This window comes from Pantoea alfalfae (assembly GCF_019880205.1).
GTDB classification, from domain to species: Bacteria; Pseudomonadota; Gammaproteobacteria; order Enterobacterales; family Enterobacteriaceae; genus Pantoea; species Pantoea alfalfae.
In genome coordinates, this window is the sequence record NZ_CP082292.1 from 1,368,689 (window position 1) to 1,388,298 (window position 19,610).

Genomic DNA, 19,610 nt, shown 5'->3' on the forward strand with positions numbered 1-19,610 from the left:
CATGCAACGCTATCACGTGCTGGATTTCATTCGAGGCTGTGCCATTCTCGGCATCCTGCTGCTCAATATTGTGGGCTTCGGCCTGCCTTCTGCTGCTTACCTGAATCCGGCCTGGCAGGGCAGTGTCAGTCTCTCCGACGTCTGGACCTGGGCACTCTCTGACGCCTTTGCTCAGCTCAAATTCCTCACCCTGTTTGCACTGCTGTTTGGCGCAGGTCTGCAAATGCAGCTGCCGCGCGGCAGTCGCTGGCTGACTGCCCGGCTTTCCATTCTGGTACTCATCGGTTTTCTGCATGGTGTCTTTCTCTGGGAAGGCGATATCCTGCTGGATTACGGCATCATCGGGCTGGTGGTCTGGCGGGTGCTGCGTGACGTCCCGTCAACCCGCAGCCTGATGAATACCGGCATTCTGCTTTATCTGGTGGGCTGCGGCGTGCTGCTGGTGTTTGGGTCGATCTCCGATCCCGAACCGACGCGATCCTGGCTGCCGGGTGCTGCCGATCTGCAATATGAGCAGTACTGGAAACTGAGCGGCGGCTGGGAAGCGATACAGAACCGGCTGGATCATCTCTCATCAGGGCTGATGGCGCTGGCGGCTCAATATGGCTGGCAGCTGGCGGGCTTAATGATGATGGGTGGCGCAATGCTGCGCAGCGGCTGGCTGACTGGAGAATTTTCCCTCCGCCACTATCGTCAGGCGGCGGCCCTGCTGCTGACAATGGGCTTCTCCATTGCGGTAGCCGGTGTAGCCGCGCAATGGCTGTTACATTGGGAATTCCGCTGGGCGGCTTTTTACCTGCAGGCCCCGCGCGATCTTGCCAGCCCGCTGATTAGCCTGGGCTATGCCGCGCTCTGTCTGGCCTACTGGCCACAAATTTCTCACTGGCATATCAGCCACGCCATCCAGTGCGTGGGCCGTATGGCGCTGACCAACTACCTGCTGCAAACGCTCATCTGCACCACGCTGTTCTATCGCTTTGGCTTCTACATGCATTTCACCCGGCTGGAACTGGTGCTGATGGTGCCTGCGATATGGCTCATCAATATCCTGTTTTCACTCATCTGGTTACATTTCTTCGCACAGGGTCCGCTGGAATGGCTGTGGCGGCGGTTTACGCTGCTCTCAGCCGGCAAATCACGCATTACCGACAACGCCAGATAATGACCGCCATCACAAAGGTTACAGAATTGTATGTAACCGTTTTCATTGATGTGACGCAATTCACGCTGCACGCCTCCCGCCCCTGACAGAATAGCGCCGGTGTATAACCCGGCGTGAAGCCCTATTTTTCCCTTCTGGAACTGCTGCATGATAACTATTCGTGATGTTGCCCGTCAGGCTGGCGTGTCAGTGGCGACCGTGTCGCGTGTTCTCAATCAGAGCAACGCCGTGACCTCTGACACCCGCGACGCCGTGTTACAGGCGGTTGAAGCGCTGGGGTATCGCCCTAACGCCAACGCCCAGGCGCTGGCGACGCAGGTCAGCGATACGATCGGGGTAGTGGTGATGGATGTCTCTGATCCCTTCTTCGGGGCGCTGGTTAAAGCAGTGGATACCGTGGCGCAGCGCGTGCACAAGCATGTGTTAATCAGCAACTCCTGGCATCAGGAAGAGAAAGAGCGTCATGCTATCGAGGTGCTGATCAGGCAGCGCTGCAGCGCCCTGGTGGTCCACGCAAAAACGCTGCCGGACGCGGAGCTGGCGGACTTTATGCAGCACGTGCCCGGCATGGTAGTGATTAACCGCATCGTCCCTGGATTCGAACACCGCAGCGTCAGTCTGGATAACGTCACGGGTGCACTGATGGCCTCAAGAACCCTGCTGCAACAGGGGCATAGCCGCATTGGCTATCTTTGCTCCAGTCATCCCATTGAGGATGTGGCGCAGCGCCGTGAAGGGTGGATGCAGGCGATGGCCGAACAGGGCATCCGGCCGCAGGAGAGCTGGATCGCCAGCGCAGAGCCAGATATGCAGGGGGGCGAAGCGGCGATGGTGGAGCTGCTGGGGCGCAATCTCAACCTTACAGCAGTGTTTGCTTATAACGACGGCATGGCGGCTGGCGCACTTACTGCGCTGAAAGACAACGGCATTCAGGTGCCACAGCATTTTTCTGTCATTGGCTTTGATGATATCCCGATTTCCCGTTATACCGATCCGCAGTTGACCACTGTGCGCTATCCCATTGTATCTATGGCAAAAATTGCCACTGAGCTGGCACTGCAGGGCGCAGCCGGACTGCTTGATGACACGGCAACGCATATCTTTATGCCAACCCTGGTGCGGCGTCATTCTGTGGCGCAGCGGCAAAATGTGGAGTCCGTCACTAATTCAGGCGATTCAGGCATGTAACCGTTTTCAATCTGTGATTGTATTCACAGTTAATTAACATTGCCCTCACTATGATGGCAGCGTCTTACCGGACTGAAACATTATGTAACGCCAGTGTAACGGCATCAGTTGTGGTCTCAGTAGCCGGTTAAAGGGTTCATACCCTCTTCATGGAAGCGTTCTGGCACAGGGAAGTCAGGTTTTAGACGGCGTCTGATGGCTTAACAGCCTCATTACGTTAACCAACGCGCCGATCTGTTTTACCAATTGCTCTTCCGCACATTTTGCGGCAGCGCTAAAAAGACCCTGCATAATAAAACCGGAGATACCATGAATAAGAAGGTTTTCACGCTTACAGCACTGGTTGCCAGCATGATGTTTGGTGCAACCGCTCACGCAGCTGACACCCGTATCGGCGTGACCATTTACAAATATGATGACAACTTCATGTCAATGGTGCGCAAAGACATCGAGAAAGAAGCGAAAACGATCGGTGGCGTACAGCTGCTGATGAATGACTCGCAGAACGACCAGTCCAAACAGAACGATCAGGTGGACGTGCTGATGGCAAAAGGCGTGAAAGCGCTGGCGATTAACCTGGTTGACCCGGCTGCCGCTGCCGTCATCGTAGACAAAGCACGTGCCAACGACGTGCCGGTTGTCTTCTTTAACAAAGAACCGAACGCTAAAGTCCTGGCCGGCTATGACAAAGCTTACTATGTGGGTACCGACTCCAAAGAGTCCGGCATCATCCAGGGTCAGCTGATTGAGAAGCACTGGAAAGCGACCCCAGCCTGGGATCTGAACAAAGATGGCACCATTCAGTTCGTCCTGCTGAAAGGCGAGCCAGGCCATCCAGATGCTGAAGCCCGTACTAAATATGTTATCGACACCCTGAACAAAGATGGTCTGAAGACGCAGCAGTTAGCGATGGATACGGCGATGTGGGACACCGCACAGGCCAAAGATAAGATGGATGCGTGGCTGTCAGGCCCGAACGCGAAGAAAATTGAAGTTGTGATTGCCAATAACGATGCGATGGCGATGGGTGCCGTTGAAGCGCTGAAAGCGCACAACATGACTTCTATCCCGGTCTTCGGCGTCGATGCCCTGCCAGAAGCGATGGCACTGGTGAAATCCGGTGCGCTGGCCGGTACTGTGCTGAACGATGCGGAAAACCAGGCGAAAGCGACGCTGGATATTGCCAACAACCTGGCGAACGGCAAAGCGGCAACCGATGGAACAAACTTCAAGATGGTCGATAAGATCGTCCGTGTTCCTTACGTTCCGGTTGATAAAGAAAATCTGTCTCAGTTCTCGAAATAAGATTGATTACGGGCGCGACAGCTGTCGCGCCTTTTTTATGTCACCACCGTTTTTTAGCCAGGTAAAATATGGCCAGTGATAACACGACCGCGCAGCGAGAATATTTGCTGGAAATGACGAATGTTTCAAAATCATTTCCCGGCGTTAAAGCGTTAGATAATGTGAATTTGAAAGTGCGGCCTCACTCTGTTCATGCATTAATGGGCGAGAACGGTGCCGGGAAATCCACCTTATTAAAATGCCTGTTTGGTATTTATAAAAAAGATACCGGCAGTATCCTGTTTCAGGGTAAAGAGATCGACTATAAAAGCTCCAAAGAAGCGCTGGAAAATGGCGTGTCGATGGTGCATCAGGAATTAAACCTGGTTCTTCAGCGTACCGTGATGGATAACATGTGGCTGGGGCGTTATCCGCGCAAAGGCTTCTTTGTCGATCAGGATAAGATGTACCAGGACACTAAGGCGATTTTTGACGAGCTGGATATCGATATCGATCCACGCGACAAAGTTGCCAATCTTTCTGTGTCACAGATGCAGATGATTGAAATTGCTAAAGCGTTCTCCTACGACGCGAAAATAGTGATTATGGATGAGCCGACTTCCTCGTTAACCGAGAAAGAGGTGAATCACCTGTTCACGATTATTCGTAAGCTGAAAGATCGCGGCTGTGGCATTGTTTATATTTCGCACAAGATGGAAGAGATTTTCCAGTTGTGTGATGAGATCACGATTCTGCGTGATGGTCAGTGGATCACCTCTCAGCCGCTGGACGGGCTGGATATGGATAAGATCATCGCCATGATGGTCGGCCGTTCACTGAACCAGCGTTTCCCTGACCGTACCAACGTGCCAGGCGAGACAATTCTTGAAGTTCGCAACCTGACGTCACTGCGTCAGCCGTCTATTCGCGATATCTCATTTGATTTGCGTAAAGGGGAGATACTCGGCATTGCCGGGCTGGTGGGCGCCAAACGTACCGATATCGTCGAAACGCTGTTTGGCATTCGCGAAAAATCGGGCGGCACCATTAAACTGCATGGCAAACCGATTAATAATCACAGCGCCAATGAAGCCATTAACCACGGTTTCGCGCTGGTGACTGAAGAGCGTCGTTCGACTGGTATTTATGCTTACCTGGATATTGGTTTTAACTCGCTTATTTCCAATATTAAAAAATATAAAAACAGTATGGGACTGCTGGATAATAAACGCATGAAGAGTGATACCCAATGGGTTATCGATTCAATGCGTGTTAAAACCCCAGGGCATCATACACAAATTGGTTCGCTTTCGGGCGGTAACCAGCAAAAAGTGATTATTGGCCGCTGGTTATTGACCCAGCCTGAAATCCTGATGCTTGATGAACCAACACGCGGTATTGATGTTGGTGCGAAATTCGAAATTTACCAGCTGATTGCTGAACTGGCGAAAAGAGAAAAGGGCATCATTATTATCTCATCCGAAATGCCGGAGCTGTTAGGCATTACCGATCGTATTCTGGTAATGAGTAATGGTCTGGTAGCAGGCATAGTTGATACCAAAACGACCACGCAGAACGAAATATTGCGTTTAGCGTCATTACACCTTTAATGAAGCAAGGGCTGTTAACATGAAAGCGACTACAAAAAAGAATGCGCTAACCTGGTTAAAAGAGGGCGGCATTTATGTCGTTCTGCTGGTATTGCTGGCTATTATTATTTTCCAGGATCCGACATTTTTAAGTTTGATGAACCTGAGTAATATTCTGACCCAATCTTCGGTGCGCATTATTATTGCACTGGGTGTGGCGGGTCTGATTGTGACCCAGGGTACTGACCTGTCAGCCGGACGTCAGGTTGGCTTAGCGGCGGTCGTTGCCGCAACGCTGTTGCAGGCGATGGATAACGCGAACAAAGTCTTCCCGACGCTGGATACCGTGCCGATTCCACTGGTTATCCTGACGGTGTGCATCATTGGCGGTGTAATTGGTCTGGTGAATGGTGTGATTATTGCTTACCTGAAGGTAACGCCATTTATCACCACGCTGGGCACCATGATTATCGTTTACGGTATCAACTCACTCTATTACGACTTTGTGGGTGCCTCACCGATTGCTGGCTTTGACGCAGGGTTCTCGAAATTTGCTCAGGGTTTCTTACGCTTTGGTGATTTTAAACTCTCGTTCATCACGTTCTACGCTGTGATTGCCATTATTTTCGTCTGGATTCTGTGGAACAAAACCCGCTTCGGCAAAAACATTTTTGCTATCGGCGGTAACCCGGAAGCGGCGAAAGTGTCAGGCGTGAACGTGCCTTTGAACCTGATCATGATTTATGCTCTGTCAGGTGTGTTCTACGCCTTTGGCGGGATGCTGGAGGCGGGTCGTATCGGTTCTGCCACCAACAACCTTGGCTTTATGTATGAGCTGGATGCGATTGCGGCCTGTGTGGTCGGCGGCGTTTCCTTCGCCGGTGGTGTGGGTAGTGTGGCGGGTGTCGTCACCGGTGTGCTGATCTTCACCGTTATCAACTACGGTCTGACCTATATCGGCGTGAACCCTTACTGGCAGTACATCATTAAGGGCGGCATCATTATCTTCGCCGTGGCGCTGGATTCCCTGAAATATTCTCGTAAGAAGTAAGTCTTATTCAACGCTAAAAAAGCGACCTTCGGGTCGCTTTTTTATTATGGGAGCGCAGGCATTGTTGCTGGAGTACGGGCATTGTCGCTGGAGTGCAGGCATTGTGGGTGGAGTGCAGGCATTGTCGCTGTGAGATCGAGTCTGCGAAGGGAACACGGTCAGATCGGAAAGACGCTAAGGCCAGTAAATGATCTGCCCGTGTCATTCCTCCGCAGAACGCTTTTTATAGGGGAGAGTGCTGGGGTCGTTGCTGTGAGATCGAGTATGCGTAGGGAACACGGTCAGATCGGAAAGTCGCAAAAGCCGTCATCCATGACATGCTCGGCCCACGCCATCCCTGGCGTGGGACGCTTTCCTCTTCTGACCGTGTTCCCTGCGCGTTGAGCTTATTCATTGTTATAAGATTCACCCTCTTCAGATTTCTCAGCAGTCTAAGTCGGCTTTCAGAGGGGAAGTAGCACTGAATTATCTACCGTAGTCATGTAATTAATCAGCTTAATGATCGCTGCATAGTAACAGATGGCGACTAAACGTATGCTCCCTGAGCCAGCATATTACCGTCAGCTCCCTGAGCCCTGCACGTTACTGCCAGACCTCGGCACAGCAATAACCAGCATAAAGAAGTCGCAGCGCGTGAGCTATTTCCGCAGTTTCTGTTCCAGCTCCAGCAGCTGCTCCGGCGTCACCGCCGGATAACTCTGCGCGTCTTCAGGAACATCGTGTACGGCAGGAATCGGCACCAGCGGGCCTAAGAAACGGGGTTCACGCTTAAGCAGGAAGAGGTCCGCCAGTGCACCCAGCCGGGCACCGACCTCACGGAAGCGCACGCTCAGCATGTTTTTCGGTGAGGGCACCGCATAGCACTGGGCCTGAATGCCCAGCTGCAGGGCGATAAACAGCGCGCGCTCACAGTGGAAGCGCTGCGTGATAATAATGAAATCATTGGTATCAAACACTTTGCGGGTGCGCACAATCGAATCCAGCGTCCGGAACCCGGCATAATCGAGCACGATATCAGCCGGATCGACACCGGCTTTGATAAGATCGCGGCGCATCGTCATCGGCTCATTATAGCTTTGCAGCGCGTTGTCACCGCTCAGCAGCAGATAATTCACTTTGCCACTGTTATAGGCATTAAGTGCGCCCTGCATACGATAGAGGTAATACTGATTGATCACGCCTGTACGATAATATTTCGCTGTCCCCAGGACCACACCTACCTGACGATGCGGCAATGAAGCGACATTTTCGTATATAAAAGGCGCAGTTTTCCAGCTGATCCAGCGATCAAGGCCGAGCGCCGTTGCCACCATCAGTAAGATGATGAAAAGCAGACCAATGAGAACGCGTTTCAGCATGCGCCTGGAGACTCGATGTCAAAATAGTGAGATGGGACAAGGCTACTTGAGCAGCCGCAGCGAAGCAAGTGACTGCCGGCTGGCTGTACGTTTTTTGAACACTGCCGGACCAGAGGCGATCCGGCAGTGGGAAGGTTAAATCGAGGTACGACGATAGTGACGATACTGCGGCAGCCAGAAGTTGTTGGCGATAGCCTGTGACAACACATCTTCAGAGGTCACCACGGCGACACCCGCCAGTTGAGCAGCTTTACCCACTTCCATCGCTATGATTTTCGACACGCCCTGGATATCTTTAATCTCAGGCAGTACCGGGCCTTCACCTTCATTCACCAGCGGAGAACAGTCAGCGAGCGCGCGGCTGGCGGTCATCAGCATGGTATCGGTAACGCGGCTGGCACCCGAAGCAATCACACCCAGACCAATGCCCGGGAAGATGTAGGAGTTGTTGCACTGCGCAATCGGATAGGTTTTACCGTTCCAGCTCACCGGCGAGAACGGGCTGCCGGTTGCGACCAGCGCGGCACCGTCAGTCCAGGCGATGATATCGGCTGGCGTCGCTTCCACGCGTGATGTCGGGTTCGACAGTGGCATCACAATAGGGCGCTTACAGTGCTTGTGCATCTCGCGGATGATCTCTTCGGTGAACAGGCCCGGCTGGCCAGAGACACCAATCAGAATATCGGGCTGCGCATTGCGCACCACGTCCAGCAGCGAGATGGAATCATTGGTGACATCCCACTGCTGCAGGTTTTCGCTCTTCTGCACCAGCTTGCTCTGGAAATCGAGCAGGTTAGGCAGCTTGTCCGTCAGCAGACCAAAGCGATCGACCATCATCACCCGGCCACGTGCTTCCTCGTCGCTCAGGCCTTCTGATTTCATCTGCGCGATGATCTGTTCAGCGATACCACAACCCGCGGAACCGGCACCCAGGAACACCACTTTCTGCTCGCACAGGCGGCTACCGGCTGCGCGGCTGGCGGCAATCAACGTACCTACCGTAACGGCTGCAGTGCCCTGAATATCGTCGTTAAAGCAGCAGACCTCATCGCGATAGCGGTTCAGCAGCGGCATGGCGTTCTTCTGGGCGAAATCTTCAAACTGCAGCAGAACTTTCGGCCAGCGGCGTTTAACGGCCTGGATAAATTCATTGACGAACTCGTCGTACTCTTCGCCGGTAATGCGCGGATGACGCCAGCCCATATAGAGCGGATCGTTCAGCAACTGCTGGTTATTGGTGCCGACATCCAGTACCACCGGCAAGGTGTAAGCCGGACTGATGCCACCACAGGCGGTATAGAGTGAAAGCTTACCAATCGGGATACCCATGCCGCCGATGCCCTGATCGCCGAGGCCCAGGATGCGCTCGCCATCGGTCACTACAATCACCTTCACATTCTGCTTGGTGGCGTTTTGCAGCATATCTTCGATGCGGTCACGGTTAGGGTAGGAGATGAACACGCCACGCGCACGACGGTAGATCTCAGAGAAGTGTTCGCAGGCTGCGCCCACAGTCGGGGTGTAGATAATCGGCATCATCTCTTCAAGATGATTATCCAGCAGGCGATAGAACAGCGTTTCGTTGGTGTCCTGGATATTACGCAGGTAGACATGCTTATCGTTATTATTTTTGAAGTCCTGGAACTGACGCCAGGCACGCTGCGCCTGCTCTTCAATCGATTCCACTGCTTCTGGCAGCAAACCGTTGAGGTTGAATTCATTACGTTCTTCGATGCTAAAGGCGCTGCCTTTATTCAGCAGGGGAAATTCCAGCAAAATCGGGCCAGCATAAGGGATATACAGCGGGCGTTTACTTTCGTAGTCGAGTTCCATGCGGTAATGCTCCGGTTGCAGTGTTGTCTGGCGTCACGCCGGAAAGGTAGCGCCAGTTTTCTCACCCGTTATAGCTCAGACTGCAGGTCAGGCAGCGGCAGGGTAACCGCTGCGGAAACATTCACGACCGTGCTGCTATCCTGCAACCTGAATTATTCAGAGTAATTTGTAATTGCGTGAATTCTGGCGCCAGATCCTATGAAATTTCCCGCAGAAGTACAGCGTTTGTTCACAAAAGCTCACAAAACTGTGGCTTCTCTGACAGCGGGTTATGCTTTGTACAGCGTTACCTGCAGCAGCTCACCGCAACCAAATGTCTCAAGCGTCGCCTGCGTGGCGGCAAACTGGCTTAACGTGGCATTTTCCACTTCGGCCAGTACCGCTTTTTTTATCTGACGAACATCGCCGCCCTGCATGTTCAGCAAGACCAGTGCCGCCTGAAGCGGCGGGAAGCTCGGGTTAAACGCGGCATTTTCGGCATAGCGACCGGCGACAATCGCGCCATCCGTGGTCAGCAGCGCAACACCCGCGTGGGACTGGCTGTAAGGCGCGTGGCTGGCATTGGCAGCGGCAACCGCAGCCTGCACCAGTTCATCGCCTTCGGCCACATAGCCGTGGTCCACCTCGTCCATCAGGAAGGTCGTAATGTCCAGATCGCGCGGGCCAAAGGCATCCGGCAGATAATCGGCCAGGGTGCTGATTGCGCGTTGTGGCAGGCTGATGCGAATGTTGGTGCCGCTGTTCAGCTCGTTCATGAACTGACGGCAGTGACCGCACGGCGTGTAGTTAACGGTGATGGTCTCAAGCTGGCGCTCGCCGCGCAGCCACGCATGGGTAATAGCGCTCTGCTCAGCATGGACGGTCTGCTGCATGGGCGTGCCGACAAATTCCATGTTAGCCCCGAAGTACCAGTTGCCGCTGACGCCGCGGGCTATCGCCCCAACGTTAAAATGCGACACGGTAGCAACGGCACAGGAGGCCGCGAGGGGCAGCAGCGCCAGCGCCAGCGCATCGGCCTCCATTTGTGTCTGTTGTTGCAGTGAGGTGACCTGGTCGGCGCTGATCACCGCATGAAAGTCAGGATCGTTCAACAGGGGAGCAAGTGCAGTTTGCAGCGTTGACGGCAATGCCTCAAAAGCAGAGAGGAAACGGGAATGCATGTGAGCCTCATTAAATTCAGCAGGGCGATGTGCCAGTCACCGGTTTATATGTGATCCACATCGCTCTGACAATGTAACATGTGTTGCATGTTTCAACTTTGCGAGATCTCTCGCAAACTTTCAGCCAAACCAGTGCATCAGCAGCGGAAAAATAAACGGTGCCAGCAGAGAGGTGATGATGCCGCAGATCACCAGCGCCAGTGAGCTGAATGCTCCTTCCTGATAGTCCAGTTCCGCGGCACGCGCCGTGCCCAGCGCATGCGATGCATTGCCAATTGCCAGTCCGCGCGCCGCTTTCGATTTTACGCCCAGCAGATTCAGCAGCGTGTGTCCGAATACCGCACCCAGTACTCCGGCAATCAGCACGCAGATGGCGCTGATGGCGGGAATGCCGTGCAGCGAACCGGAGACGGCCATCGCGATGGGCGTGGTCACGGATTTAGGTACGATGGTGGCGGCAATTTCAGGTGTGGCACCCATCCACAGGGCAATAGCGGTGCCTGAGATCATGGCGGTCAGGCTGCCGATAAAGCAGACGCCAATAATCGATTTCCAGCGGGCACGAATCTGATGCATCTGCTCATACAGCGGCAGTGCCAGCGCGACCACAGCCGGTTGCAGCAGCTGATTAAGAATCTGGCTGCCGGCGAAATAGCGCGAGTAAGGAAGCTGCAACAGCAGCAGTATCGGGATAATCATCCCCATGGCGACCAGTAGCGGATTAAGCAGCGAGATTTTCAGTCGTATCGCCAGCTTGCGCGCCAGAAAAAAGGCTGCCAGCGTCAGTGGCAGTGACCACCACATGTCACTCATCGGCTGACTCTCCGGCAGGACGGCGGCTGTGAAGCCGGTGGGCGCTGACGCCGACAATGGAGAGTACCAGGAAGGTACTGACAACACAGGAAACAACAATCGGGCCAAACTGGGCGGTGAGTATATCGGTGTAACTCATCACTCCGACGCTGATTGGCACAAACAGCAGCGCCATGTAGCGAATCAGCAGATGGCAGCCCGGTTTTACCCAGCTGACCGGCAGGATCTGCGACGCCAGCAGGCCGAACAGAATTAACATTCCCAGGATGCTGCCTGGCAGTTTAATGGGCAGCAGCGAAGCGATGCCGATGCCAGCGTATAAGCAGAGATAAATGATGATAAAGGCGCGAAGATAACGTCCGCAGACAGACAGCACGGTGAGCATGGCAGGCTCCTGTTTTCACTGAGCTTCATCATACGCATTAACCGCTTAGCGTGCTAGCGATCACATTTATGCCGCAGAGTAGCAGCAACGGGCAAAGCGTTTCAGCAGAAGGAAGCGGGGTAGTAGCGGTGAGAATGCAAAGGGGGAAAAATAACCCTTCGCGCCAGTGATACGGCGCGAAGGGTTGAGGACGGCACTTCGCTTAACCTGTTAAGCGTCGGCAGGCGATTACTTAACCGGCATACCCGGCACAGCACCGCTGTCGACGGAGAGCACGAACAGATCTTTGCCGCCCGGGCCCGCTGACAACACCATGCCTTCAGAGATACCAAAACGCATTTTACGCGGGGCGAGGTTAGCCACAATAATGGTCATTTTACCGACCAGCACGGCGGGATCAGGATAGGCGGCACGAATACCTGAGAAGATCTGACGCTTCTCACCGCCCAGGTCGAGTTGCAGACGCAGCAGCTTGTCCGAACCTTCCACCAGTTCCGCCTGCTCAATCAGCGCGACGCGCATATCCACTTTGGCGAAATCATCAATGGTAATGGTTTCACCGATCGGTGCATCGGCCAGCGGGCCCGTGGCGGGCGATGCACTGGCCGCAGCGGCATCCTCTTTCGAAGCCTCAATCAGTCCTTCGACTTTCGCCATTTCAATGCGGCTGTAGAGCGCTTTGAACGGTGCGACCTGATGATCCAGCAGCGGCTGCGCGATGGCATCCCAGCTCAGTTCACAGTTCAGGAAGCCTTCTGCGCGGGCGCTCAGTGACGGCAGTACCGGCTTCAGCCAGGTCATCAGAATGCGGAACAGGTTAATGCCCATGGAGCAGATTGCCTGCAGATCGGCATCACGGCCTTCCTGCTTCGCCACCACCCACGGAGCCTGCTCATCGACATAACGGTTCGCCAGGTCAGCCAGCGCCATGATTTCACGGATAGCACGGCTGTATTCACGACCCGCCCAGGCGTCACCAATCTTCTCTGACGCATCCACGAAGGTCTGATAGAGCGCCGGATCGGCCAGGTCTGCCGCCAGTTTGCCGTCAAAGCGTTTGGTAATGAAGCCCGCGTTACGTGACGCCAGGTTAACCACTTTGTTAACGATGTCAGCATTCACGCGCTGGACGAAATCTTCCAGATTCAGGTCGATATCGTCAATGCGTGAAGAGAGTTTCGCCGCGTAGTAGTAACGAAGGCTGTCGGCATCCAGATGCTGCAGCCAGGTGCTGGCTTTAATAAATGTGCCGCGCGACTTCGACATCTTGGCACCGTTGACGGTGACATAGCCGTGTACAAACAGGTTGTTTGGCTTGCGGAAGTGACTGCCTTCCAGCATCGCTGGCCAGAACAGGCTGTGGAAGTAGACGATATCTTTACCGATGAAGTGATACAGCTCGGTCGTCGAGTCTTTACGCCAGAATTCGTCGAAGTCGATGTCGCCACGCTTGTCGCACAGGTTCTTGAACGAGCCCATGTAACCGATAGGCGCATCCAGCCAGACGTAGAAATATTTGCCTGGCGCGTCCGGGATTTCAAAGCCGAAATAAGGCGCATCGCGGGAGATATCCCACTGCTGCAGGCCCGATTCAAACCACTCCTGCATTTTGTTCGCCACCTGATCCTGCAGCGCACCGGAGCGGGTCCAGGCCTGCAGCATGGCGCTGAAGGACGGCAGATCAAAGAAGAAGTGCTCGGAGTCGCGCAGGACTGGCGTCGCACCGGATACCACCGATTTCGGATCGATCAGCTCGGTCGGGCTGTAGGTCGCGCTGCAGACTTCACAGTTGTCGCCATACTGATCAGGTGATTTACATTTCGGGCAGGTGCCTTTCACAAAACGGTCCGGCAGGAACATCCCTTTTTCCGGATCGTAGAGCTGGGAGATGGTGCGGTTTTTAATAAAACCGTTCTCTTTCAGACGGCCGTAAATCAGCGCTGAAAGCTCACGGTTCTCGTCGCCGTGGGTCGAATGATAGTTGTCATAGCTGACATTAAAACCGGCAAAGTCGGCTTCATGCTCGCTTTTCATCTCTGCAATCATCTGCTCCGGTGCAATGCCCAACTGCTGAGCTTTCAGCATGATCGGCGTGCCGTGCGCATCATCGGCGCAGATGAAATAAACCTGATTGCCACGCATTCGCTGATAACGCACCCAAATGTCTGCCTGGATATGCTCGAGCATGTGGCCGAGATGGATTGATCCGTTCGCGTAAGGCAGTGCGCACGTTACCAGAATTTTTTTAGCGACTTGAGTCATAGTTTGCGTAGCTTTCTGTTGATTGAAAAAACGGGCTTAGATGGTAACTGAAGGCTTCACCTGCGTAAACACAAGGGATTCACCCTGCCAGTCGCCGCAGATCCACGAGCATCTGATATCATTGACAATACATCGCTGAAACACAGCGTAAGCACAGCAGAAATAAGGAGCAGGGGATGACAGTACAATCCCGGGAACCGCATACGCCAGAAGGCCTGCGCGCCATCGTGGCAGGCGTATTGAGAAGCTTTGAGCATCCGACCCTTAAGCAGAATCTCACCGCCCTGAAGGCATTGCACCATGTGGCGCAGCTGGATGGAACGCTGCATGTGGAACTGGTGATGCCGTTTGCCTGGGCCAGCGGATTCGACGACCTGAAAGAGCAGGTCAGCGCCGAACTGCTGCGCCAGACCGGCGCACGCGCCATCGACTGGCGGCTCAGCCATGATATTGCCACCCTGAAGCGGGTAAAAAACCAGCCGGGCGTTAACGGCGTCAAAAACATTATTGCGGTCAGCTCCGGCAAAGGCGGCGTGGGAAAATCCAGCACCGCCGTAAACATGGCGCTTGCGCTGGCAGCAGAAGGCGCGCGGGTCGGGATTCTGGACGCCGATATCTACGGCCCGTCTGTGCCGAACATGCTCGGCACTCAGGATCAACGGCCAACCTCGCCGGATGGCACCCATATGGCACCGATCATGGCGCACGGGCTGGCCACCAACTCCATTGGTTATCTGGTCACGGATGACAATGCGATGGTGTGGCGCGGGCCGATGGCCAGCAAAGCGCTGATGCAACTGCTCAACGAAACGCTGTGGCCGGAGCTGGATTATCTGGTGCTGGATATGCCGCCCGGCACCGGCGACATTCAGCTGACGCTGGCGCAGAACGTGCCGGTCACCGGTGCGCTGGTGGTGACGACACCGCAGGACATCGCCCTGATTGATGCCCGCAAAGGGCTGGTGATGTTTGAAAAGGTCAATGTGCCGGTGCTCGGCGTGGTGGAAAACATGAGCCTGCATATCTGCAGTCAGTGTGGCTTCCACGAGCCCATCTTTGGCACCGGCGGCGCGCAGAAACTGGTGGAGGATTACCAGACACAGCTGCTGGCCCAGCTGCCGCTGCACATTGACCTGCGCGAAGATCTTGATGAAGGTGAACCGACGGTGATTCGTCGTCCCGACAGCGAATTTACCGCGCTCTATCGCCAGCTGGCCGGACGCGTTGCGGCTCAGCTTTACTGGCAGGGCGAAGTCATCCCCGGCGACATCGCCTTCCGCGCGCTTTAAGCCCGACCCGACCCGCTGGCATAGTGTGAGGCCAGCGGGTAATGCATCAACACGTAGCCGCCGTGCTCACCTTCGCCCTGTGAAATCATTTTCCAGCCGTGTTTCAGGTAAAACGCCTGTGCCGCTTTGTTCTTCTGCAGGCACTTCAGCGCGCCGGTTGAGGTAAAGCGCGCTTCGACTGCTTCCAGTAAAGCGCTGCCCACGCCGCGTCCCTGCCAGTCAGGATCGACATAAAGACTGTGCAGGAAGTTGTCGTTCTCCAGCAGCCCGGCAAATCCGACACGCTGCCCCTCTGCTTCCGCGACCAGCACGGTTTCGCCCAGAATCACGCCATCAAAATCTTCCAGCTGCCACTCGCTGCCGTCAAGCCAGCGCCAGTTGTGTCGTCGCGCCGCCAGAAACAGCGTGCGCAGGAAAGGACGATCGGCTTCCGTAAACGGACGAATCTCCACAGGTCAGCTCCCTTATAATCCGGTCTTACAAAGCTAGCAGTGATTCGCGAAGACAGGCGAAAAGATAAAGCGGGTTAAATGTCACGAAAATCGCTGTACACTGCCTGCCGGGCCAGAGAGCATCAGGCTTTCAGCGTTTGATAGCTTTCGTTTATCAGATTGATAACGACCGCGTATTAGATGTTGGCCCGAAAATTATGTAACCTGCATCACATATTTTAACGGAGGCCACAGATGTCTATTATCAATACCAAAATCAAGCCGTTCAAAAACGCAGCATTCAAAAACGGCGAATTCATCGACGTAACCGAGAAAGACGTTGAAGGTAAATGGAGTGTGTTCTTCTTCTATCCAGCTGACTTCACCTTCGTCTGCCCGACCGAACTGGGCGACGTGGCTGACCACTACGAAGAATTCCAGAAACTGGGCGTAGATATCTACTCCGTTTCTACCGACACCCACTTTACCCACAAAGCCTGGCACGGTTCTTCAGACACCATCGCGAAAATTCAGTACGCGATGATTGGTGACCCGACTGGCGCGCTGACCCGTAACTTCGAAATCATGCGTGAAGACGAAGGTCTGGCTGACCGCGGTACGTTCATCGTTGACCCGGAAGGCGTTATCCAGGCCATCGAAATCACTGCTGAAGGCATTGGCCGTGACGCCTCTGACCTGCTGCGCAAAGTGAAAGCGGCTCAGTACGTGGCTTCTCACCCAGGTGAAGTGTGCCCGGCTAAATGGAAAGAAGGTGATGCAACTCTGGCTCCGTCTCTGGACCTGGTTGGCAAAATCTAATTCCGCTTCGCCCTTTCGACCATTCTCCAATCGGGTGCTGCGGCACCCGATTTTTTGACCAGGATATCACTATGCTCGACACAAATTTGAAGACGCAGCTCAAGGCTTACCTTGAGAAATTAACCAAACCTGTTGAGTTGATCGCCACCCTGGATGAGGGTGCAAAATCAACCGAGATTCGTGAACTGTTGGTTGATATCGCCGGCCTGTCTGACAAAGTCAGCTTCCGCGAAGAGAACGATCGTCAGGTGCGTAAGCCCTCATTTCTGATCACTAACCCAGGTTCGAACAGCGGCCCGCGTTTTGCCGGTTCCCCACTGGGTCACGAATTTACCTCACTGGTGCTGGCGCTGTTACAGACCGGTGGGCATCCGTCGAAAGAAGCACAGAGCCTGCTGGATCAGATCGCGGCGCTGGACAGTGACTTCCATTTCGAAACTTACTATTCACTCTCATGCCATAACTGCCCTGACGTCGTACAGGCGCTGAACCTTATGGCGGTGATTAATCCGCGCATCAGCCACACCGCTATCGACGGTGGCCTGTTCCAGAACGAGATTCAGGAACGTAACGTGATGGGCGTGCCAGCGGTTTACCTCAATGGTAAAGAGTTTGGTCAGGGTCGCATGAGCCTGGCGGAAATCGTCAGCAAAGTGGATACCAATGCGGATAAACGTGCGGCAGAAGAGCTGAACAAGCGTGACGCGTATGAAGTCCTGATTATCGGCAGTGGTCCGGCGGGCGCAGCGGCAGCCATCTACTCAGCACGTAAAGGCATCCGTACCGGCCTGCTGGGTGAGCGTTTTGGCGGCCAGGTGCTTGACACGGTCGATATCGAAAACTATATCTCCGTACCGAAAACCGAAGGGGCAAAACTGGCCGGTTCACTGCGCGCACACGTGGATGATTACAACGTGGACGTCATTGAAAGCCAGAGCGCCATCAAACTGATCCCGGCAGCGAAAGAGGGCGGAATGCACGCCATCGAAACCGCCTCCGGCGCAGTATTGAAATCCCGCAGCATCATCCTGGCGACCGGCGCACGCTGGCGTAACATGGGCGTGCCGGGTGAAGAAGAGTATCGCACCAAAGGCGTGACCTACTGCCCACACTGCGATGGTCCGCTGTTCAAAGGCAAACGCACAGCGGTGATCGGCGGCGGTAACTCCGGCGTGGAAGCGGCCATCGATCTGGCCGGTATCGTTGAACACGTTACGCTGCTGGAGTTTGCCGGTGAGATGCGCGCCGATCAGGTGCTGCAGGATAAGCTGCGCAGCCTGAAGAACGTTGATGTGATCCTGAACGCGCAGACCACTGAAGTGAAAGGCGACGGCACCAAAGTGACCGGCCTGCACTATATCGACCGTACGACGCAGACCACCCACGAGCTGCCGCTCTCCGGTATCTTCGTTCAGATCGGTCTGCTGCCGAACACCCCGTGGCTGGAAGGCGCGGTTGAGCGCAACAAAATGGGTGAGATCATCATCGATGGTAAATGCGAAACCAGCCTGAAGGGCGTGTTTGCTGCGGGCGACTGCACCACCGTGCCGTACAAACAGATCATCATCGCCAGTGGTGAAGGTGCTAAAGCCTCACTGAGCGCGTTTGACTATCTGATTCGTACCAAATCGGCTGAATAACATTTAGTTAACCAGACAATAGCCCTTCAGCACGCCTGCTGAGGGGCTTTTTTTTAGCCTGTTAATAGCCCGCCAGTGTCATCAGCATCATCCATATCGGCGTCGTCACCGCCGCAAATACCGTTGAAAACAGCATACTCGCCGCCGCCGGGCCGGTAATGACATTGAACTTCTGCGACATCAGATAGACGTTAACCCCGACTGCCATCGATCCCAGCAGTACCACCACTTTACTCTCCAGCGGTGGCAAATCGGTCAGCCACGCGATAGCCCATACCGTCATCGGCTGCAGCACCAGCTTCAGCAGGCAGAGGGTATAGCTCTCTTTAAGTCCTTCCCGCACCCGATAATGCGCCAGGCTCATGCCCAGCGTCACCAGCGACAGGGGCGCGGCCAGTGAAGCCAGCATCTTTAACGGTTCTGCGGCCAGCATCGGCAAAGGACGCTGCAGAAAACTCCAGGCCGTCCCGCTGAGAATGCCGATGATGAGTGGATTCTTTACTACCCCAATCAGGGTGCGCCACACGCCTTCCAGCGAGAAGCTGCCCTGTTTCGCCCATTCGACCGAAACGGTGAGTAAGGTCCAGAGGATCAGGCTGTTAAATACCAGAACCAGCGCCACCGGGGGCAGGGCTTCTGGCCCCAGCAGTACTGTGGCCACCGGGATCCCCAGCATCACGTTATTGGAAAAGATGCCGCCCAGCGCAAAAACCGACGCCGCTACGCCATCCAGATTGAACAGCCTTGTTGCCAGCAGTCGCCCCACGATAAACACCAGCAGGCAACTGCCGAAGAAGGCCAGCAACAGGCGCGCATCCACCGGCGGACTTTGCGAGAAGGTGCTCATCACCCGAAACAGCATGCAGGGCAGTGCGACGTTAAATACAAAGCGGTTCATCCCTTCGCTGATGCTGGCGGGCCATTTTCCGAGGCGCGTCAGACAGTATCCCAGCAGGATCAGGATAAACAGCGGGGCTGACAGATAAATTTGATGGCTTAAGCTTTCAAACAGCAGTGGCATAGAGAGAGTCTGGTCAGGCGATCATTAGTTACCAGACTAACAAATTACTAACTAACTGTTAACTTGAACTGTGTCTGGAATGACCGTTGCCCGGACACTAACCTAACCAGCGGCGTGCCTGTCTGTCACTGATATCCCGATAATAGACCCGGTGAATAATTTCGCCACAGCCTGTGCAGCGGGCGGAAAGATAGGTGGAGAGGTACTGTCTGCCATTGGGTGCCACGGCACCCTTGCGTTCAATATTAATCTCCTGCCATCGATGACGGTGTGGAATAAGCGCTAAAAATCGCATCATACGTCCTGAATAGTATGAAGTTCCGCT

At 54.5% G+C, this 19,610-nt stretch carries 17 protein-coding genes; 8 read left to right on the top strand and 9 right to left on the bottom strand.

Features of this window, described 5'->3' with window-relative positions; translation table 11 throughout:
* The first annotated feature begins 1 nt into the window (after window position 1).
* The 5 genes from yeiB (at window position 2) to mglC (ending at window position 6,274) form a co-directional block, all read left to right on the top strand.
* Window positions 2-1,162 carry a DUF418 domain-containing protein YeiB gene (gene yeiB, locus K6R05_RS06425; protein ID WP_161732220.1) on the top strand — a complete coding sequence of 387 codons (1,161 nt, stop codon included), beginning with the start codon at window positions 2-4 and terminating at the stop codon, window positions 1,160-1,162.
* A 147-nt stretch (window positions 1,163-1,309) separates the two neighbouring features.
* On the top strand, window positions 1,310-2,350 hold the full coding sequence (galS, locus tag K6R05_RS06430; RefSeq protein ID WP_013358509.1) for an HTH-type transcriptional regulator GalS: 1,041 nt from the start codon (window positions 1,310-1,312) through the stop codon (window positions 2,348-2,350).
* Window positions 2,351-2,659: 309 nt separating this feature from the next.
* On the top strand, window positions 2,660-3,655 hold the full coding sequence (gene mglB / locus K6R05_RS06435) for a galactose/glucose ABC transporter substrate-binding protein MglB (RefSeq protein ID WP_222925220.1): 996 nt from the start codon (window positions 2,660-2,662) through the stop codon (window positions 3,653-3,655).
* 68 nt (window positions 3,656-3,723) lie between these two features.
* Window positions 3,724-5,244: a galactose/methyl galactoside ABC transporter ATP-binding protein MglA gene (mglA, locus tag K6R05_RS06440; RefSeq protein ID WP_161732224.1), complete on the top strand. Its 1,521-nt coding sequence runs from the start codon at window positions 3,724-3,726 to the stop codon at window positions 5,242-5,244.
* 19 nt (window positions 5,245-5,263) lie between these two features.
* Window positions 5,264-6,274, top strand: coding sequence for a galactose/methyl galactoside ABC transporter permease MglC (gene mglC / locus K6R05_RS06445; protein ID WP_161732226.1), 1,011 nt, complete (start codon window positions 5,264-5,266; stop codon window positions 6,272-6,274).
* A 638-nt stretch (window positions 6,275-6,912) separates the two neighbouring features.
* Here mglC and sanA read toward each other — a convergent pair.
* From sanA to metG, 6 genes are all read right to left on the bottom strand, one after another.
* Window positions 6,913-7,632 carry an outer membrane permeability protein SanA gene (gene sanA / locus K6R05_RS06450; RefSeq protein WP_013358504.1) on the bottom strand — a complete coding sequence of 240 codons (720 nt, stop codon included), beginning with the start codon at window positions 7,630-7,632 and terminating at the stop codon, window positions 6,913-6,915.
* 135 nt (window positions 7,633-7,767) lie between these two features.
* A complete protein-coding gene (locus K6R05_RS06455) occupies window positions 7,768-9,465 on the bottom strand; it encodes an NAD-dependent malic enzyme (protein WP_222925221.1) in 1,698 nt (565 codons plus the stop codon).
* Window positions 9,466-9,734: 269 nt separating this feature from the next.
* Window positions 9,735-10,625 (bottom strand): cytidine deaminase, encoded by an 891-nt coding sequence (gene cdd, locus K6R05_RS06460; RefSeq protein ID WP_161732229.1) that lies wholly within the window; start codon window positions 10,623-10,625, stop codon window positions 9,735-9,737.
* A 120-nt stretch (window positions 10,626-10,745) separates the two neighbouring features.
* On the bottom strand, window positions 10,746-11,438 hold the full coding sequence (locus K6R05_RS06465) for a CidB/LrgB family autolysis modulator (protein WP_222925222.1): 693 nt from the start codon (window positions 11,436-11,438) through the stop codon (window positions 10,746-10,748).
* Window positions 11,431-11,823 (bottom strand): CidA/LrgA family protein, encoded by a 393-nt coding sequence (locus tag K6R05_RS06470; RefSeq protein WP_222925223.1) that lies wholly within the window; start codon window positions 11,821-11,823, stop codon window positions 11,431-11,433. Before K6R05_RS06470 ends, K6R05_RS06465 begins: the two co-directional genes overlap by 8 nt.
* Before the next feature lie 228 nt (window positions 11,824-12,051).
* Window positions 12,052-14,085: a methionine--tRNA ligase gene (gene metG, locus K6R05_RS06475; RefSeq protein WP_222925224.1), complete on the bottom strand. Its 2,034-nt coding sequence runs from the start codon at window positions 14,083-14,085 to the stop codon at window positions 12,052-12,054.
* Between the two features lie 176 nt (window positions 14,086-14,261).
* On the opposite strand from metG, the gene apbC reads away from it, so the two are divergent.
* On the top strand, window positions 14,262-15,374 hold the full coding sequence (gene apbC / locus K6R05_RS06480; protein WP_161732237.1) for an iron-sulfur cluster carrier protein ApbC: 1,113 nt from the start codon (window positions 14,262-14,264) through the stop codon (window positions 15,372-15,374).
* On the opposite strand, the gene K6R05_RS06485 is transcribed toward apbC, so the two are convergent.
* Window positions 15,371-15,826, bottom strand: coding sequence for a GNAT family N-acetyltransferase (locus K6R05_RS06485; protein ID WP_161732239.1), 456 nt, complete (start codon window positions 15,824-15,826; stop codon window positions 15,371-15,373). The genes apbC and K6R05_RS06485 overlap by 4 nt on opposite strands.
* 234 nt (window positions 15,827-16,060) lie before the next feature.
* Here K6R05_RS06485 and ahpC point away from each other — a divergent pair, with 234 nt between their 5' ends.
* On the top strand, window positions 16,061-16,624 hold the full coding sequence (gene ahpC, locus K6R05_RS06490; protein WP_013358496.1) for an alkyl hydroperoxide reductase subunit C: 564 nt from the start codon (window positions 16,061-16,063) through the stop codon (window positions 16,622-16,624).
* A gap of 71 nt (window positions 16,625-16,695) precedes the next feature.
* A complete protein-coding gene (ahpF, locus tag K6R05_RS06495) occupies window positions 16,696-18,264 on the top strand; it encodes an alkyl hydroperoxide reductase subunit F (RefSeq protein ID WP_010248223.1) in 1,569 nt (522 codons plus the stop codon).
* A 61-nt stretch (window positions 18,265-18,325) separates the two neighbouring features.
* Here ahpF and K6R05_RS06500 read toward each other — a convergent pair whose 3' ends face one another.
* Both K6R05_RS06500 and K6R05_RS06505 read right to left on the bottom strand, forming a co-directional pair.
* Window positions 18,326-19,285 (bottom strand): AEC family transporter, encoded by a 960-nt coding sequence (locus K6R05_RS06500; RefSeq protein ID WP_222925225.1) that lies wholly within the window; start codon window positions 19,283-19,285, stop codon window positions 18,326-18,328.
* Window positions 19,286-19,382: 97 nt separating this feature from the next.
* Window positions 19,383-19,580 carry a hypothetical protein gene (locus K6R05_RS06505; RefSeq protein ID WP_222925463.1) on the bottom strand — a complete coding sequence of 66 codons (198 nt, stop codon included), beginning with the start codon at window positions 19,578-19,580 and terminating at the stop codon, window positions 19,383-19,385.
* Between the last annotated feature and the right edge of the window lie 30 nt (window positions 19,581-19,610).

Excerpts from the sequence above, each read along its gene's own strand:
- sanA (WP_013358504.1), bottom strand. The coding sequence starts at position 7,632 with ATGCTGAAACGCGTTCTCATTGGTCTGCTTTTCATCATCTTACTGATG.
- K6R05_RS06500 (WP_222925225.1), bottom strand. The coding sequence starts at position 19,285 with ATGCCACTGCTGTTTGAAAGCTTAAGCCATCAAATTTATCTGTCAGCC.
- K6R05_RS06470 (WP_222925223.1), bottom strand. The coding sequence starts at position 11,823 with ATGCTCACCGTGCTGTCTGTCTGCGGACGTTATCTTCGCGCCTTTATC.
- cdd (WP_161732229.1), bottom strand. The coding sequence starts at position 10,625 with ATGCATTCCCGTTTCCTCTCTGCTTTTGAGGCATTGCCGTCAACGCTG.
- K6R05_RS06465 (WP_222925222.1), bottom strand. The coding sequence starts at position 11,438 with ATGAGTGACATGTGGTGGTCACTGCCACTGACGCTGGCAGCCTTTTTT.
- galS (WP_013358509.1), top strand. The coding sequence starts at position 1,310 with ATGATAACTATTCGTGATGTTGCCCGTCAGGCTGGCGTGTCAGTGGCG.
- yeiB (WP_161732220.1), top strand. The coding sequence starts at position 2 with ATGCAACGCTATCACGTGCTGGATTTCATTCGAGGCTGTGCCATTCTC.
- apbC (WP_161732237.1), top strand. The coding sequence starts at position 14,262 with ATGACAGTACAATCCCGGGAACCGCATACGCCAGAAGGCCTGCGCGCC.
- mglC (WP_161732226.1), top strand. The coding sequence starts at position 5,264 with ATGAAAGCGACTACAAAAAAGAATGCGCTAACCTGGTTAAAAGAGGGC.
- metG (WP_222925224.1), bottom strand. The coding sequence starts at position 14,085 with ATGACTCAAGTCGCTAAAAAAATTCTGGTAACGTGCGCACTGCCTTAC.
- K6R05_RS06505 (WP_222925463.1), bottom strand. The coding sequence starts at position 19,580 with ATGCGATTTTTAGCGCTTATTCCACACCGTCATCGATGGCAGGAGATT.
- K6R05_RS06455 (WP_222925221.1), bottom strand. The coding sequence starts at position 9,465 with ATGGAACTCGACTACGAAAGTAAACGCCCGCTGTATATCCCTTATGCT.
- mglB (WP_222925220.1), top strand. The coding sequence starts at position 2,660 with ATGAATAAGAAGGTTTTCACGCTTACAGCACTGGTTGCCAGCATGATG.
- ahpC (WP_013358496.1), top strand. The coding sequence starts at position 16,061 with ATGTCTATTATCAATACCAAAATCAAGCCGTTCAAAAACGCAGCATTC.
- mglA (WP_161732224.1), top strand. The coding sequence starts at position 3,724 with ATGGCCAGTGATAACACGACCGCGCAGCGAGAATATTTGCTGGAAATG.
- ahpF (WP_010248223.1), top strand. The coding sequence starts at position 16,696 with ATGCTCGACACAAATTTGAAGACGCAGCTCAAGGCTTACCTTGAGAAA.